We start from the raw sequence: 16,773 nt of genomic DNA on the forward strand, positions 1-16,773 counted from the left end.
GATAGAAGCGCGGCTTCCTAGCCGCCGATATACGCCTTGCGAATCCCCTCATCCTTCAACAGCGAATCGCGATCGCCCTCCATCACGATGCGCCCGCTCTCGATCACATACGCGCGATGCGCGATCCCCAGCGCCGCGTACGCGTTCTGTTCCGCCAGCAGCACCGTGGTGCCCGCGCGGTTGATGCGCTGGATGATCTCGAACATCTGCTTGACCACCAGCGGCGCCAGGCCCAGCGACGGCTCGTCGAGCAGCAGTGCGCGCGGACGGCTCATCAGCGCGCGGCCCAATGCCACCATCTGCTGCTGGCCGCCTGACAGCGAACCTGCGGGGTCGTCCTTCTTCTGCCGCAGGATCGGGAACATCTCGTACACCTCTTCGAGGGTCTTGCGAATGCCGGCCGAATCGCGCCGATGCACGTAGGCGCCCAGCGTCAGGTTCTTCTCGACGCTCATGGCCGGGAACAGCTTGCGGCCTTCCGGGCAATGCACGAGTCCCGCCTGCACGATCTGCGACGGCTTCATGCCCGACAGCTCGCGGCCGTCGAAGCGCATGCTGCCGCCGCTGATGCGGTGGATCGCGCTCATCGCCAGGAAGATGGAACTCTTGCCTGCACCGTTGGCGCCGAGCAGCACCACCAGCTCGCCGGCGCCGGCATGCAGCGTGATGTTGTCCAGGGCTCGGAAGCTGCCGTACGACAGCGAGACGCGTTCAAGCTGCAACATGGTCGGCTCCCAGGTAGGCCTCGATGACATGCGGATCCTGCTGGATCTGCGCCGGCGTGCCTTCGGCGATCTTCTCGCCGTAGTTCAGTACCATGATCTTGTCGGCCAGGCGCATGATCATGTCCATCTTGTGTTCGATCAGGCAGACCGTCTTGCCGTGGCGGACCATCTTGCGGATCAGCTCGGCCAGGCCCACGGTTTCCTCCGGGTTGACGCCACCGGCGGGCTCGTCGAGCAGCAGCAATTCAGGGTCGGTGGCCAGCGCCAGCGCAAAGGCCACACGCTTGCGCGCTTCCTGCGTGATATCGGCGGCGATCTCGTGGGCCAGATGCGTGAGGCCGACGAAATCGAGCGCGGCTTCGGCCTTGTCGCGGCACAGGCGCTCTTCTTCACGCAGGCGGCGCGTGTTGAACAGCACATCGCCAAGGCCCGAGCGCGTGCGCAGGCGGTGGCCGACGATCAGGTTGTCCAGCACCGTGGCGCGGTCGAACAGCGCCGTGGCCTGGAACGTGCGCGCCACGCCGAGCCGCGCGATCTGGTCGGCGCGCAGGCCGGCCACATCCTGCCCCTTGAACAGGACCTGCCCGGAACTTGGCGCGTGCGTGCCGGCGATCAGGTTGAAGAACGTGGTCTTTCCAGCGCCGTTGGGGCCGATGATGGCGTTGATATGGCCCTGCTCGAAGGTCACGGAGACATCGTTGACCGCGGTCAGGCCGCCAAATTTCTTGGTCAGGTTGCGGATCTCAAGCACGGTCGGCTCCGGCGGTGGTGGCTACGGGTGCGGCAGTAGGGGATGCGGCAGGCTGGCGCTTGCCGCGGCGCGCGGCGGCGGCCTTGCGCGCCTGCTTTTTCAGCCAGGAGCCGACGATGCCGTCCGGGAAGAAGATGATCAGCAGGACCAGCACCGGGCCGAATACCAGCATGCGGTAGTCCTGCAGGAACTGCAGCGTCTGCGTGACCCACGGCACCAGCACCGCGCCCAGCAGCGGACCGAACAGCGTGCCGGTGCCGCCGACCAGCATCGCCATCACCATGTCGAAGGTCAGGTCGGTGCGCGCGATATCGGGGCCGAGGAACCGCACCTGGCCCGCGTAGAGCGCGCCCGCGAAACCGGCATAGCCGACCGACAGCACGAACGACAGCACCTTGGTGCGCATCAGGTTGATGCCCAGCGCCTCGGCCAGCGCGTCGCTGTTGCGCACGGCCATGAAGCTGCGGCCCAGCAGCGAGGTGACGATGCGGTGCATCAGGAAGGTACCGATTACCAGGAAGGCCAGCACCAGGTAGTACTGCGCCGGCACGCTGTCGAACGTAACCGGGCCGATCGCCGCCGGCACCGGAATGCCGATCAGGCCCACGGTGCCGTGCGTCAGGCTTTCCCACTTCTCGATCAGCAGGTAGATGATGTAGCCGATGCACATTGTGAAGATCGAGAAGTAATGGCCCTTCAGCCGCAGCGACACCAGGCCCACGACGTAGCCGACGGCCATCGACACTACCCCCGACAGCGCGAAGGCCAGCCAGAACGGCACCTGGTGGTCCACAGTCAGGATGCCGAGCGTGTAGGCGCCGATGGCCATGAAGCCGCCGTGCGCGAGGTTGAGCTGGCCGGTGTAGCCGGTGATGAGGTTCAGCCCGAGCGTGGCGATGGCGTAGATGAAGGCCAGCGTCATCACGGTCAGGTAGTAGCTGTTGGGCGTGATCAGCGGGAACGCGATCGCCAGTGCCAGCAGCAGGATCCAGCCGGTCTTGCCTTGCAGTGCTTTCATGGTCGTATTCCTCAGGCCGCCTTGCCGGCGAACAGGCCTTGCGGCCGGATCGACAGGATCACCACCAGCAGCACGAAGGCGATGATGTCCTTGTAGTCGGTCGAAACATAGAAGCCGCCGAAGCTCTCGGCCATGCCGATGATGAGCCCGCCGGCAATGGCGCCCGGGATGCTGCCCATGCCGCCCAGGATGATGATGACGAAGGCCTTGGTGATGACCAGGTTGCCCATGCTCGGGTAGACCAGGTTGATCGGTGCGTAAAGCGTGGCGGCGATGGCGGCCAGCGCGCCCGAGATGGCGAACACCAGCAGCGTCACGCGCGTGGCGTCGATGCCGACCAGCGCGGCGCCTTCGCGGTTCTGCGCCATGGCCATGATGGTGGCGCCGGTCATGGTCCGCGTGAGGAACAGGTGCAGCAGCACCATCAGCGCGAACGCTGCGGCGATGATCAGCAGGCGCTGCAGCGGCGCGGTCAGGCCGAACAGGTCGACCACCTGCCCGTAGGGCGTCGGCATGCGGTGGAAATCCGCGCCCCACAGCGCCTGCGCGCCGGCTTCCAGGAACAGCAGGATGCCGATGGCCGCGATCATGTCGTGCAGCTCGGGCGCGTTGCGCAGCGGATGGAACACCAGCCGGTCGGCCAGCATGGACAGCATCGCCACCACCACGGCCGCGCCGAGCATCGCCAGCCAGTAGTTCAGGCCGAGCGTCGTCATCAGGTAGTACGAGACGTAGGCGCCGGCCATGTAGAACGCGCCGTGCGCGAAGTTCGGCACGTGCAGGATGCCGTAGACCAGCGTCAGGCCAAGGGCCACCAGGCTGTACACGCCGCCCAGCGTCAGGCCGTTCAGGATCTGTTGAAGGAACAATGCCACAGGCTCACCTCGTGAAGTTCACGAAACAGGGCACGCGCCGGCCGCAAGCGGGCGCGTGGGTTCATGGCGGCAGCCCGTGGGCCGCCGCGCATGTGGAAGAGGGGATCAGTCGAGGATCTGGGCCCCGGCGAGCGGTGCCGGGTCCGGGTGGGCGCCTTGCGCCAGTCGGGTGTGGTGCTCGCGGACAGATGCGTACTGCGGGTGTTGCATGGTTTGTCTCCTATGCGATGCGGTCTGCGCTGTTGCGCCGCGGTGCCGGTCGTGGCCAGCGACGCCGTTGCGTGGAAGTGATAATTCCCGCACGGTCGTTCGTTTTCATCGACTTTTGCATGGGGTCGAAGGGGAGTCAAGGAAACTGGCCCAGTATTCCGCACAGCGAAATAGCGATGCGCTTACGGGGCTGCGGCAGGCATGCGGTCTAGAGGAAATCCCTGATCGCCTTGGCTGGCGAGGGCAAGCGGGCCCCTTTTGCGGCGGCCGTCCGCCCTTCATGGCACCTATGACGCCTATGTTTTCCCTGCATAGCCGGCTTCGGCAGTGCCGGAACTGGTATCAAGTAAAGCTCGCCCATTCGCAGCCCTGCATGAAGCGCTCCACCTCCATCCCGGCCCCGCCGCCCGATGCCGCCCACGTCATGCCCGCCATGCCTTGCGGTGCGGCGGAGCCCGCTGAAGACCGCAACTTCGTCACCGCGCTGGCGCGCGGCATGGAGTTGCTGCGCGCGTTCGGGCCGCATGACGACTACCTGGGCAACGCCGAGCTGTCGCGCCGCACGGGAATCCCGCGGCCTACGGTGTCGCGCCTGACCTATACGCTGGCCTCGCTCGGCTACCTCGCCTATATCGAGTCGATGGAGAAGTACCGGCTGGGGCAGGGCGCGATGGTGCTGGGGCATCGCTATATTTCCGGCGCGGGCATTCGCGACATCGCGCAGCCGCTGATGCAGTCGCTTTCGTTCGCGACCGACTGCACCGTTGCGCTGGCCATGCCCGACCGCCACGCGATGGTCTACCTTGAATCGTGCCAGCCGCGCGGCGCGCTGGTGATCCGGCTGGCGCCCGGCGCGCGCCTGCCGATGGCCACCTCGGCCATGGGGCGTGCATGGCTGGCGGGGCTCGACGAAGCGCACCGCGAAGCCGCGCTGGCCGAACTGGAGCGCCACTACGGCACGCGCTGGGCGCCGGTGCGCGGCAAGATCGAGCGTTCGCTGCGCGACCACGCGCGGCGCGGTTTCTGCGTGGCCCATGCCGAGTGGGACCGCACCGTCAGCGGTGCCGCGGCGCCGCTGCGGCTCGAAGGCAGCGGCGAGGTGCTGGCGCTGAATATCGGTGGCGCCGCGGCGCGGCTGTCACCCGAAATCCTGGAAGGCAACCTGGGCCCGCGCATCCGCGACCTGGCCCAGACGCTGCAGGCGCGGTTGTGGCAGGCCGGTGCCGGGCAGCAAGGATCGACACGACCCGCGCCGGCAACACCCGACGCGCGTGAAGCCAACTGAAAGACAACACAGACACGAGGAGACACACGCATGCAAGTCAAAGACAAGACCGTCGTCGTGACGGGCGGTGCCACGGGCATCGGCCGTGCGCTGGCCCTGGCCTTCGCGCAGGCCGGGGCGCGCGGCGTGGCCATCGCCGATCTCAACGCCGCCGGCGCTGCCTCGGTAGCGGCCGAAGTGCAGGCGGCCGCGCCGGACTGCAAGGTGTTCGGGCAGGCGGTGGATGTCGCCGATGCCAGCGCCGTGCAGGCGCTGACGGACGAGGCGACGCGCCGCTTCGGCCAGGTCGATGTGTTCTGCTCCAACGCCGGCATCATCCTGCGCAAGGGGCTCGACGCCAGCGCCGGGGAATGGCAGCGCATCTGGGACATCAACGTCATGGCGCACATCCACGCGGCCAAGGCGGTGCTGCCGCAGATGCTCGAGCGCGGCGACGGCTACTTCGTCAATACCGTGTCGGCCGCGGGGCTGCTGTCGCAGATCGGTTCGGCGCCGTACGCGGTGACCAAGCATGCGGCCATCGGCTTCGCGGAATGGCTGTCGATCACTTACGGCGACCGCGGCATCAAGGTGAGCTGCATCTGCCCGCAGGGCGTGCAGACCAACATGCTGTTCGGCGAGAACGGCGAGCGCAAGGGCTTCCTGCAGCAGGGCTCGGTCACGGCCGAGCATGTGGCCGACGCCACGCTTGCAGGCATGGCCGACGAGCGCTTCCTGATCCTGCCGCACCCCGAGGTACTGGAATACTATCGCCGCAAGGGACAGGACTACGACCGCTGGCTGCGCGGCATGCGCCGCCTGCACGAGCAGGTCATGCAGGAGTTCGGCGGTAGCGCCGTGTAGTCCCGGATTCTTCCACAGAACAGCCGGCGCCCACGCAGGCGCCGGACAGCCAGGAGACAACCGATGCGAGTCAGTTCCGTTGCCGTGGCCGCGCTCGCCGCTGCCGCTGTGTTCAGTGCCCCCGCCGCGCAGGCGCAGGCGTATCCGAACAAGCCGATCCGGATGGTGGTCGGGTTTCCCAGCGGCGGCGCGCCCGACACGCTGGCGCGCATCGTTTCCGAGAAGATCTCGCCCGCGTGGGGGCAACCGGTCGTGGTGGACAACAAGCCCGGTGCCGGCGGCAATATCGGCGCCGAGGCCGTGGCCCATGCGCCGGCCGACGGCTACACGCTGGCGATGGGCACCGTGGGCACGCACTCGATCAACGGCGCGCTCTACAGCAAGATGCCGTATGACATGGTCAAGGACTTCGCGCCCGTGATCCTCGTTGCCACGACCCCCAATGTACTGGTCGTGCATCCGGACGTGCCGGCGAAGAACGTGGCCGAACTGATCGCGATGGCCAAGGCGAAGCCGGGAGGCCTGACGTTCGGTACGCCTGGCGTCGGAACCTCATTGCACGTGGCCGGCGAGATGTTCAACGCGATGGCCGGCGTGAAAATCACGCACGTGCCCTACAAGGGCCGGGCCATGGCGATCCCCGACCTGCTTGGCGGCCACATCACGATGATGTTCGACAACCTGCCGTCGGCGCTCCCCGTGGTGAAGGAAGGCAAGCTGCGCGCGCTGGGCATCACCAGCGCGAAGCGCTCGCCCTCTGCCCCGGACATTCCCACGCTGGCCGAGCAGGGCCTTCCTGGCTTCGAGGCGGACTCCTGGTTCGCGATCTTCGCGCCGGCGAATACGCCCAAGGATGTGGTTGCGAAGCTCAATGCGGAACTGAACCGGATCTATTCGCTGCCCGACGTGCAGGCAAAGCTCCGGACGCTCGGTCTGGAGCCGGTCCTTGGTACGCCCGAGCGGCTGGCGAGCTACCAGCGGGCGGAGATTGGCAAGTGGGCGAGGGTGGTGAAGGAGTCGGGGGCCAAGGCGGAGTGAGTGGGGGAAGGGACGGCCCAATGGGTAAAGACGGTACAGGGCATAGCCACACTACCTGCGGCGTAGCACCAGCATCTGCGCCGTTGATGTCGTTCCGCCTGCCGGCTAGTGAGACGCGTAGCAGCCGAAGGCGATGATGCGATAACGCTCGCAGTGTCGGGCCACGGACAGTTTCGGGGCTGATTCAATCATTGTGTGAGAGCCTGCATACGGACGCGCTCCACGCGGCAGGCAGCGCCGCACGCTCTGAAGCGAGTACCCGTACGAGATTCTCCGCACACTACGATCAATATTCGCCCGTTAGGGCAAGTCAACGCGTTTCTTGGTTACTTCTTGTCGCTTGGACAAGAAGTGACTCGCCGGCTCCGCCGGCGAAACAGCGGCGCCAGCCAAGAACGACGCCCCGCAATTCGCCGAAGAACCTTATTTAACCGCCCCCACAGTGAACCCCGCCACAAAGCGATCCAGGAACAGGTTGTACAGCAAAGCCACCGGCACGCTGACAATCAGGCAGGCCCCCATCAGCGAGCCCCAGAAGTAGACATCGCCGCGCACAAGGAACGTCGGCACGCCCACGCTGACCGTGTATTGAGAAGAACTGGTGATGAAGGTGAGCCCATAGACGAACTCCTGCATCACCAGCGTCAGCGTGAAGATGACGACGGTCAGGATGCCCGCGGAGGACAGCGGCACCACCACCTTCAGGAAGGCGCCAAAGCGGCTCAGGCCGTCCATCATCGCCGCCTCTTCGATATCGCGCGGGACGGCCTTGAAGAATCCCATCATCAGCCACGTGCAGAACGGCACGGTGAAGCCGGGATACACCAGGACCAGCGACCATAGCGAATCCTGCAGCCCCAGCGCCACCACAATGCGCGAGAACGGGATGAACAGGATCGTCGGCGGAATCAGGTAGGTCAGGAAGATGGCGACCGCCAGTTGCCGGCCGTGCCGGCCCGACAGGCGCGCCAGGCTGTAGCCGGCCGGCACCGCAAGTGCCAGCGTGATCAGCACCACCAGCACGCCGACCAGCAGCGTATTGAATAGCCAGCGCAGGTACTGCGTATCGTGGAACAGCACGCGCAGGTTTTCCAGCGTGGGCGGCTGGTTGAACAGGAAGGGATTGTTGGCCGTGTTGATCAGGTCGTGCACATCCTTGAAGGTGGTCACCAGCATCCAGTAGAACGGAAACGCGCAGAACACCGCAAAGACGGCCAGCGTCGCGAAGGCGAGCACGCGGGCGCCGCGCGCGCGCCAGTGCGGCCCGAACGCTCTGCCTGGCGCGCGGATGTCGGTGCGTGCGGCGGCCATGTCAGGTCACCTCCGCGCGGTGGGCCACGGTCAGCAGCAGGACCACCACGGCCACCAGCAGCGGAAACAGGAACAGCGAGATGGCGGCGCCCCCGGCCAGGTCCCCGCCCTGGATGCCGGTGAAGAAAGCCAGGCTCGCCAGCACCTGGGTGGTGTCATAGGGCCCGCCCCGCGTGAGCACATAGATGATGATCATGTCGGTCAGCGTGAACACGATGCCGAACAGCAGCGCCACCACCATCACCGGCATCAGCAGCGGCAGGTCGATGCGGAACAGGCGCCGCCAGAAGCCGGCGCCGTCCATGGCAGCCGCGTCATGCAGGTCTTGCGAGATGCCCTGCATGCCGGCCAGGATGATGACCGTGGCCAGCGGCAGCAGGCGCCAGACGTCGACCACGATCACCGATGCCATGGCCAGCGCGGGCTGCCCCAGCCATACCGGCCAGACGCCGGGGCCAAATACGCCAAGCGCGCGCAAGGTCCAGTTGATGACGCTGTAGATCGGGTCGAAGATCCACAGCCAGCCGATCGAGCCCAGCGAGATGGGCGCCACCCACGGCAGCAGGATCAGCAGGCGCACCAGCCATTTGCCGCCGAAGTCATGTGCCAGCGCCAGCGCCAGGATCTTGGCCAGGACCACCACCAGTGCCTGCGACACCAGCGTGAAGACCAGCGCGTTGCGCAGCGCGTGCCAGAACGTCGCGCTATGCACGACGCGGCGGAAATTCTCCAGCCCGACGAAATGCAGCGTCTGGCTGCCGACGCTGGCGTCGGACAGGCTGTACCAGATCGACAGCAGGAACGGAAAACCCAGCAGCAGCGCGACATACACAAGCGCGGGCGCCAGCATCAGCGCTCCCAGCCAGCGTTCCCCGCGCGCAGCCCGGTCGGTGCTGCCATGGCCGAAGGCCAGCGTGGCGGGCTGTCGGGCGGTCATGGTGCCCCAGCGCCCAGGCTTGCACCGGAGCCGGCATCGAAGCGGCGCAGATCCGCGCGGCGCACGGCGAACGGATGGCGCGTGCCGGCCTGCAACGGCAGGTTCACCGTGCAGGGGATCCGCGAGATGACCTTCACCGGCGGCTGCGGCGGTTCCAGCAGCCCGTACACCAGGCGATCCGAACCCAGGTTTTCGATGCGCACGATATTCAGCGGGTAATCCTGCAGCGGCTCGTCCGCGGCAAAGATCTCGCGCGGCAGGAAATGCTCGGGCCGGAAGCCGGTTTCCACATCGCCGGCGGCCACCAGGTTCATCGGCGGCGAGCCGATAAACGTGGCGACGAAGTGGTCGGCCGGCCATGCGTAGACCTCGGCCGGCGTGCCGAGCTGGTGCATGCGGCCGTGATCGAGCACGGCGATGCGGTCGCCCAGCGCAAGCGCTTCGACCTGGTCGTGGGTGACGTAGATGGTGGTGGTCGCCAGGCTGCGCTGGATCTGCTGCAGCTCCTCGCGCGCCGTGGTCCGCAGCTTGGCGTCGAGGTTCGACAGCGGCTCGTCCAGCAGGAAGGCCACCGGGTCGCGCACCACGGCCCGGGCCAGCGCCACGCGTTGACGCTCGCCGCCAGACAGGTGGCGCGGCTTGCGCGCGAGCAGGTGGTCGATGCCGAACAGCGCTGCCGCCCATCGGACCTTTTCGTCCACCTGCGCGCGCGGCGTGCGCCGTGCCTGGAGCGGAAAGGCGATGTTGCTGGCCACGGTGAGGTGCGGATAGAGCGCGTAGCTCTGGAACACCATCGCCATGTTGTGCTGGCGCGGCGGCAGCCCCGTGACGACGCTGCCATTGACCAGCACGTCGCCGGAGGTGGGCGTCTCCAGGCCGGCGATCATGCGCAGCAGGGTGGTCTTGCCGGAGCCGGACGGGCCCAGCAGCACCAGGAACTCGCCTTCGCGCACGGCCAGGTCGATGTCGTCGACGGCATTGCCGCCATCAAAGCGCTTGGTGAGGGAGCGCGTTTCGACCGTAGCCATGATGCGTCGGTGCAGAGGTGAAGCCGGCTGTCATACCAGCCCCCGGGATCGCCATTTGGCAAAGATCTGCTTGCAGGCCGCTTCGGCATCGCGGATGGCGTCTTCCGGCGAGGCGTCGCCGGTGGCGGCCCGTGCAAACATGCTGTTGATCACCCACGTGTTGAAGATTTCGTCGATCGCAGCGTTCGCATAGCCGGGATAGCCGACATTGGTGGCCTGCTCCATCAACGTGCCCAGGACCCGGTACTTGTCGCGCGGCTTCGCCTTGGCGTCGTCGTTGATCAGCGCTTTCAGGTCCGGCACGGTGCTGGTGAAACACGGGAAGTTGTAGAACTCGCTGGCCACGAAGCCCTTGTGGAAGTTGTCGATATAGTCGACCAGGAACTGCTTCGCACCATCGATGTTCTCGGCGAATTTCCAGACCACGTAGCAGTCCATCACGTGCTCCAGGCAGATGCGCCTGGCCGGCCCGCGCAGGGCCTGGGCCAGCCAGATGTCGGGCGTGACGGGCAGGTTCTTGTTTTCGCCCTCGCGCGTGATGGAGATGGCGTTCAGGCACAGCGAGATCTTGCCGGCCAGCATGGCGCGGTTGTTCGAGGAGGGATCCCAGGCAAGTACCTCGGGCGTCATGGTGTCGCGGTAAAGCGCGCGCACGAACTTGACGGCTTCGAGCGTATTGCGCGAGTTCAGCACCAGGTTGCCGTGCTCGTCCTGCACCGAGCCGCCATAGGCATAGAGGATCGTACGCATGGCCATGGCGGTGTCCAGCTCGGCCGAGAGGCCGATGCCGACCGGGATGCCCTTGGACTGCTTGATGCGGCGGCCGGCCGTCAGCACGTCTTCCCAGCTGTCCGGCGCCTTCAGCCCGGCTTCATCCCAGAGGTCCTTGCGATAGTTGACCGGATCGGGCACGAAGCTGTCGGAGAAGGCGAAGTACTTGCGCGTCTTGGGGTTGAGCGTGCTGCGGACCGCCAGTTCCACCGGCTTGCCATGCTTGCGCTGGCATTCCTCGTAGATCTCGCGGTGGTCGATTACCTGCTCCTCGTACACCGGCGGCGGCGACAGGAACATGAAGAGGTCGTGCCCTTTCCGGGCCGAGACTTCGGCCGCGGCGCGCGTCGCCAGCGCGGGAATGCCGACGTGGTCGACGATGACATCGGTGTCGTGGCGCTGCCCCCATTCCTTGACATAGGTGCCGTCGAACCAGGTGTCGTAACCCGGCACGAAATGGTTCCACTGCAGGATCTTCAGGGTCCGCTTTGCGGCGGCGTGCACGGGACGTGAAGTGCCCAGCGTGCCAAGTTCGGCAGCCAGGGCCGCCGCTGCCGCCGCGTGCAGGACACGCCGCCGGGCCGGGCTGGGCAAGGTGCGGGGGGATGCGGGCCGGCGCAGATAGCGGGTTGTGGCCAGGCTTGCCTCGTTCTTCATGGCTGCCTCCGTGCAAGGGGAAAAGACGTCACGCGCGTCGGGGCCGTCCGGCTGCACACGGACAGCGTTGGTGGCTGCTCAGTGAGGTGGTGGCTGCGTGGCATCACGCTTGTGCAGGGCGCGTGTGCACGCCGGCATCCTGGCCCGGGTGCAGGCGTGGAATTCGGGGATCACCCCGAGCGCCGTGACACGGGCTCCGGCGTCGCGGGCGAAGGCGATGCCCTGGCGGAACGCGGATTGGGGAACGGGCGGACCGTCAACAGGGAGCGGCAGGTGCTGGAACATAACAGCCTCCAGTCAAGCAAGGCGGCACTCCCCCGGTCTGGTGCCGGGCGCCGACGTGACATAACCGGCGCCCTTGTTCCAGTATAGGCAATGACCAATGACGTCAGGCGTCGGGTTCCGGGGTGGCCTGGGTGCGCTGGGCGGGGTCGGCATCGCGTAGCCGGCTCAGGCTGATCGCCGCGCCCAGCGTAGCCATGGCCACCGCCACATAAAGCGCGAAGCGCGCGCCACCGGTCTCGTCCAGGCTGAACAGCAGCGCCACCACGGCCGTGCCGGTGGTCTGCCCGAGCAGGCGCGTGGTGGCCTGCGCTCCGCTCGCGCCGCCGCTGCGTTCGGGCGGCGTGGCGCCGATCATGGCGCGATTGTTGGGCGACTGGAACAGGCCGAAGCCAAGCCCGCACATCGCCATGCGCCAGACGATATCGAGGCTGCTGGCATCGCGGCCGAGCCATGCCAGGCCAAGCAGGCCGGCAGCAAGCAGCGCCAGCCCTAGGCCCGCCAGGATGCTGGCGGGATAGCGGTCCGAGAGCCGGCCCGACAGCGCCGCCATCAGCGCCACCGTCAACGGCCAGGGCGTGATCAGCAGCCCGGTTTCGTGCAGCGAGCGGCCCAACTGGTACTCGAAATAGAACGGCAGCGCCACGAACGCCAGCATCTGCGTCATGAAAGAACAGAACGACGTGCCGACCGCCAGCGTGAAGGCCCGGCTGGCAAACAGGTCCACGGGCACCAGCGGTGCCAGGCGGCCGTGCTGGCGGCGCACCAGGATCCAGCCCAGCACGATGGTAAGGCCTACCGCGGCGGCACCGGCGTAGCGCAGGCCGCCATGGCCGAGACCATCGACGCCGAGGATAAACAGGCCGAACACCAGCGCGGACAGCGCGGCGCTCGGATAGTCGAAATCGCGCGGCTGCGGCGCCGTTGCCGGCAGCGCGCTGCGGCTGAGCGCCAGCGCGAAGATCGCCACCGGCACGTTCACGGCGAACAGCCACTGCCAGCTCGCCAGCGACAGGATCAGTGCCCCGAGCGAAGGGCCCACCGCCGTGGTTACGCCTACCACCAGCGCATTGAGCCCGATACCGCGGCCCAGCCGTGTCGGCGGATAGATGAAGCGCACCAGCGCCGTATTCACGCTCATGATGCCGGCCCCGCCCAGGCCCTGCAGCACGCGCGCCGCGACCAGCATGGGCAGGTTGACTGCCAGCGCGCACAGCAGCGATCCGACCAGGAAGGTGGCCAGCCCGGCGCGGTACACACGCTTGTATCCCAGGATGTCACCCAGCGACGACAGTGGCAGCAGGCACACCGTGACCGTGAGCTGATAGGCGTTCACCACCCAGATGGTGTTCGACGGCTCGGACTGCAGCTGGCGTGCGATCGACGGCAGCGCGATATTGGCAATGGAGCCGTCCAGCACGGCCATGATCAGCCCGCAGAAGACGGTGAGGATGGCCCAGCTGCGCTGCGGCTGGGGGAGGCCTTGATGTAACGACATGGGGAAGACAATGGCGGCAAGGACGCGCCCGCGAGGCCGGGTGCGGCGCGGTCATTATCGGCGCCCGGGGCGTTGCCCGCAAATCGGCGGATTGTGGTAGAGGTCCCGCCGCCGGAATCAGGGGCTGTCGGGCGCGGCGGCCGCGGGGCCGTCGCTGGCGTAGCGCAGCGCCAGCGCCTGCAAGGCCTCGCCGGCTTCGGCAATGGCCGGACTCCAGTGGCGGGAGCCAAGACAGAGCTGCTCGACGGCGCGGCAGCGGGCATGCAGCGCCGTCTGCAGGACGATCCTGAAACCGCTCGCGGCGCGGTGCGTCCAGGCCTGGAGTGCGTGCAGGTCCCTGGCGGCCAGGATCTGCGCAAGCTCGGGCAAGTCGGTTTGCAGCTGCTCGCGCAGCAGGCGCGTATAGCGCTCCTGGTCGGCACAGGCGTCCGGCAGCTTGCGCGCGTGCAATTCGCGCAGGGCTTGCAGCGCGTCGCCCAGCTCTCGCAATGACGCGGGTTTGGTGATGTAGCCGCTGAAGCCGCGCTGCTGCCAGTCCTCGGCCTGCTCCTGCTGGGCCAGCGCGCTGAACGCCAGCACCGGCAGGTCGGGATGCAGGGCGCGCAGGGCATCCAGCAGGGCGTAGCCGTTCATCAGCGGCATATGGATGTCGGTCAGGACGGCATCCACATGGGTCGACTCCGCGACCGCCAGCGCCTGCTTGCCGTTGTCGGTGATGATGGGACGGCAGCCCAGCGCGCGGAGCTGCTCGCCGATCACCGTCTGGTTCAGCGGATTGTCCTCGGCAACGAGAATGTCCAGCCCGGTGATGTCTGGCAATGGTCGCCACGCCGGCGCGACGGGCTGGCCGGGGTCACCCGCGGCGGGTGACGGCGCGGGGCCATCCTGCGGGCCCGCGGCGGCGAATGCCACGCTGGCGAGCAGGGCGTCGTGGCTGAAGCTCGTTACCTCGAAGATGCCGGGCGCACGTTGCCGGGGCCGATGGGGACCGTCCGGCGTCAGCCAGACCACGGGCGCGGCACTCAGCGCCTGCAGCGCAGCGAAGGCCTCCGGATGGTATTCCTCCGTGGCGACGATGACTTGCGGATGGTGGCTCTCCAGGTGCTCGCGCGCGGCGGCCAGCGATGCCAGCAAGTGGGTTCGCCAGCCCACCGTGGCCAGCCAGGCTTCCAGGCATTCACCGGTCCTGGTGTCAGGGGACAGCACCATCACGCTGCCGCGCCGTGCGGGCGCGGCATCCGGTCCGTTGGCCGTCGCCGCGTCGTCGTCGGCGGGCGGCAAGGGCACGGCAATGGTGAAGGCGCTGCCCACGTCCTGCACGCTCTGCACGCCAATGCTCCCGCCCATGAGTTCGCACAGCCGCGCGCAGATCGACAGGCCCAGGCCGGTGCCACCGTGGCGGCTGGTGGCGACGGCATCGCCTTGCACGAACGGCTGGAAGACGCGTTCGGTCAGTGCGGGCGGCATGCCGATTCCCGAATCGCTGACGCGGCAGGTCAGCATGGGGCGGCCCAGCGCGTCCGGGCCGTAGCTGCCGCCGAGCGTGATGCGGCCGCTCGTAGTGAACTTGAAGGCGTTGTTCAGCAGGTTATTGACGACCTGCGTCAGGCGCATGCGGTCCCCGCACACTTCGCGATCCAGTTGCGGTTCCAGTTGCAGGCTGAGCCGGATACCGCGTTCGGTGGCCATCGGCGCGTATGTCAGCGCCAGGCCTTCAAGTGCATCGGTCAGCCGGAAGGGCTTGCTGAACAGTTGCAGCTTGCCGGCATCGATCTTCGAGAAATCGAGGATGTCGTTGACGATGCGCCGCAGCCCTTCCGCGGCGGTGCCCAGCGCCTGCAGCCGTGGCGCGTGGCTTTCGAGTCCGGGGCTGCGCGCGAGCAGTTCCAGGTTGCCGATCAGGGCATTGAGCGGCGTGCGAATCTCGTGGCTCATGGCGGCGAAGAAGCGCGAGCGCGCGCGCATCATGGCCTCGGTAGAGTGCTGTGCCGAACGCAGTTGCTGTTCCAGCGCCTGCTGGGTCGTGACATCCTGCACGGCACAGAACAGGACCTTGTCGTCGCGGTAGCGCGCGGGCGCACAGGTGATCTGCAGGTAGCGCTGCACGGTGTCGTCACCGTCGTCTGGCGCGGACACTGTGAAGCGCGCGATCGGTGCAGGCTGGCCGGCTTCGGTGGCCGGTGGCTGGCGTTCGAAGCCCTCTGTCACGGATGCGGGCAAGGTGTCGCGGTGATTCAGCCGCAGCAGTGACTGGGCCAGCTGGTTCGATGTCAGCACGAGGTAGTCGCGTTGCCGGACGATGCACAGGCCGACAGGCGTCGCGCTGACGAGGATCTGGTTCAGGATCTCGTTTTCCAGCGCGCGCGCTGCCTCCGAATGGGTCCGGCGCAACAGCTGGCGGTCCCAGTAGCGCGCACTCAGGACGATGGCGCCGGTCAGCAGCAGCCCCACGCCGAGGATCACCGCCAGTTCCGGGGCGAGCGCCGGCACCAGCAAGCCGTACGGCACGAAGCAGACCAGCGTGCCGAACGCGGGCTTCAGCGGCTGCACCATCAGCACGCCGCGTCGGGTGTAGTGCGACAGGTTGCGTGGTGGTCGTCGCGCTAGCGACATGGCGTCGCGGATCACCGGTGCTTCGACGGGCAGGGCCGGGGCGGCGACGTCGATGACCTCGTCGGCCGGATCGAGCAGGGCCAGCAGCGCGGTGTCTCCGCGCCGGTCGAGCTGCGCCAGGAAGTCTCCGACCGGCACGCATGCCGCGAGCAGGACGGTTGGTGTTTCGCCCGAATAAGCCGCGCCGACGCTCAGCATGACCATGGCACCTGTGAGCGGATCCCGGATCGGGCCGGCCCAGACCTGCCCGTCGGCAGGCGGCATCGCATGGCCCGTGCGGTCCAGCATGGCCTGCGTGATGGTGTCGCGCAGGGTGTCGATCAGCGCGGGCCGGATCGGCATCGCGGCTTGTGCGGCAGGGCGCTGGCGCGCGAGGACGGCGGCGCTGTCGTCCTCCAGCGACAGGACATAGACCGGGTGGTCCAGCCCGAAGGCCTGCTGCGTGGCCAGCGTACCGAGCGCAATCTGCTGCAGGCGTGCAAGCCGCGCGGGTAGCGATGGCCCCCAGGTGTGCCGCGTGGCGGCCGTCGCGAGCAGGTAGTAGTCGTGCCCCAAGCCGTGCTCCGCCAGCGCGTCGGCAACGCGGGCAACGCCGGTCGCGCGGACGGACGCTATCGCGGCCGGATCCGGCATCTGCGCAGGACTCGATTCACGATAGCGGCGCACGCTCAGGATGCTGCGCTTCACGAAGGCCGCCTCGCTTTCCAGGCGCTCCGAGAGGGTGGCGGCATAACGGGTAACCTGGCTTTGCTGACGGCTCAGGTGCTTGTCAGTTTCCAGCGCCGCCAGCACGATGCCGGTGAATCCCACCAGCGCGATCAGCACGGCAATGGTCGCCGAGTAAAGATGCTGTTGCCGGCGGGCCTTGTCGGCGAGCGCGTCGAAGGCGCTCTCCAGCGACACGCGGGTACTGTCCAGAAGCTGCTGCATG

13 protein-coding genes are annotated in these 16,773 nt (G+C 67.4%); 3 read left to right on the forward strand and 10 right to left on the reverse strand.

Features of this window, described 5'->3' with window-relative positions:
- Nucleotides 1-17: 17 nt before the first annotated feature.
- The 4 genes from AC3FKH_RS15845 to AC3FKH_RS15860 are packed head-to-tail and all read right to left on the reverse strand — an operon-like array spanning nt 18 to nt 3,369.
- On the reverse strand, nt 18-725 hold the full coding sequence (locus AC3FKH_RS15845; protein WP_483712015.1) for an ABC transporter ATP-binding protein: 708 nt from the start codon (nt 723-725) through the stop codon (nt 18-20).
- Nucleotides 712-1,476 (reverse strand): ABC transporter ATP-binding protein, encoded by a 765-nt coding sequence (locus AC3FKH_RS15850; protein WP_483732658.1) that lies wholly within the window; start codon nt 1,474-1,476, stop codon nt 712-714. The genes AC3FKH_RS15845 and AC3FKH_RS15850 overlap by 14 nt, the downstream gene beginning before the upstream one ends.
- Nucleotides 1,469-2,494, reverse strand: a complete 1,026-nt coding sequence (locus AC3FKH_RS15855; protein WP_488676838.1) for a branched-chain amino acid ABC transporter permease — start codon at nt 2,492-2,494, stop codon at nt 1,469-1,471. Before AC3FKH_RS15855 ends, AC3FKH_RS15850 begins: the two co-directional genes overlap by 8 nt.
- An 11-nt stretch (nt 2,495-2,505) precedes the next feature.
- Nucleotides 2,506-3,369, reverse strand: coding sequence for a branched-chain amino acid ABC transporter permease (locus AC3FKH_RS15860; protein WP_488676839.1), 864 nt, complete (start codon nt 3,367-3,369; stop codon nt 2,506-2,508).
- Between the two features lie 583 nt (nt 3,370-3,952).
- On the opposite strand from AC3FKH_RS15860, the gene AC3FKH_RS15865 reads away from it, so the two are divergent.
- The 3 genes from AC3FKH_RS15865 (at nt 3,953) to AC3FKH_RS15875 (ending at nt 6,745) form a co-directional block, all read left to right on the forward strand.
- Entirely contained in the window at nt 3,953-4,864 is a 912-nt protein-coding gene (locus AC3FKH_RS15865) for an IclR family transcriptional regulator (protein ID WP_488676840.1), read from the forward strand.
- Nucleotides 4,865-4,894: 30 nt separating this feature from the next.
- A complete protein-coding gene (locus AC3FKH_RS15870; protein ID WP_483732654.1) occupies nt 4,895-5,707 on the forward strand; it encodes an SDR family oxidoreductase in 813 nt (270 codons plus the stop codon).
- A gap of 63 nt (nt 5,708-5,770) precedes the next feature.
- Nucleotides 5,771-6,745, forward strand: a complete 975-nt coding sequence (locus AC3FKH_RS15875) for a tripartite tricarboxylate transporter substrate binding protein (protein ID WP_488676841.1) — start codon at nt 5,771-5,773, stop codon at nt 6,743-6,745.
- A 423-nt stretch (nt 6,746-7,168) separates the two neighbouring features.
- On the opposite strand, the gene AC3FKH_RS15880 is transcribed toward AC3FKH_RS15875, so the two are convergent.
- The 6 genes from AC3FKH_RS15880 to AC3FKH_RS15905 all read right to left on the reverse strand — a co-directional run bounded on the left by AC3FKH_RS15880 (nt 7,169) and on the right by AC3FKH_RS15905 (nt 16,772).
- Complete coding sequence (locus tag AC3FKH_RS15880; protein WP_488676842.1) at nt 7,169-8,056, reverse strand: carbohydrate ABC transporter permease; 888 nt, start codon at nt 8,054-8,056, stop codon at nt 7,169-7,171.
- Between the two features lies 1 nt (nt 8,057).
- The gene (locus AC3FKH_RS15885) at nt 8,058-8,993 is read right to left on the reverse strand and encodes a carbohydrate ABC transporter permease (RefSeq protein WP_488676843.1); all 936 of its coding nucleotides are present in this window, start codon (nt 8,991-8,993) and stop codon (nt 8,058-8,060) included.
- A complete protein-coding gene (locus tag AC3FKH_RS15890) occupies nt 8,990-10,021 on the reverse strand; it encodes an ABC transporter ATP-binding protein (RefSeq protein ID WP_488676844.1) in 1,032 nt (343 codons plus the stop codon). Before AC3FKH_RS15890 ends, AC3FKH_RS15885 begins: the two co-directional genes overlap by 4 nt.
- A 30-nt stretch (nt 10,022-10,051) precedes the next feature.
- Nucleotides 10,052-11,449 (reverse strand): ABC transporter substrate-binding protein, encoded by a 1,398-nt coding sequence (locus AC3FKH_RS15895; RefSeq protein WP_488676845.1) that lies wholly within the window; start codon nt 11,447-11,449, stop codon nt 10,052-10,054.
- 388 nt (nt 11,450-11,837) lie between these two features.
- Complete coding sequence (locus tag AC3FKH_RS15900) at nt 11,838-13,229, reverse strand: MFS transporter (protein ID WP_488676846.1); 1,392 nt, start codon at nt 13,227-13,229, stop codon at nt 11,838-11,840.
- 117 nt (nt 13,230-13,346) lie between these two features.
- Nucleotides 13,347-16,772 carry an ATP-binding protein gene (locus AC3FKH_RS15905; protein ID WP_488676847.1) on the reverse strand — a complete coding sequence of 1,142 codons (3,426 nt, stop codon included), beginning with the start codon at nt 16,770-16,772 and terminating at the stop codon, nt 13,347-13,349.
- Nucleotide 16,773: the final 1 nt, after the last annotated feature.

This window comes from Cupriavidus sp. 21MJTG02-4, assembly GCF_057798975.1.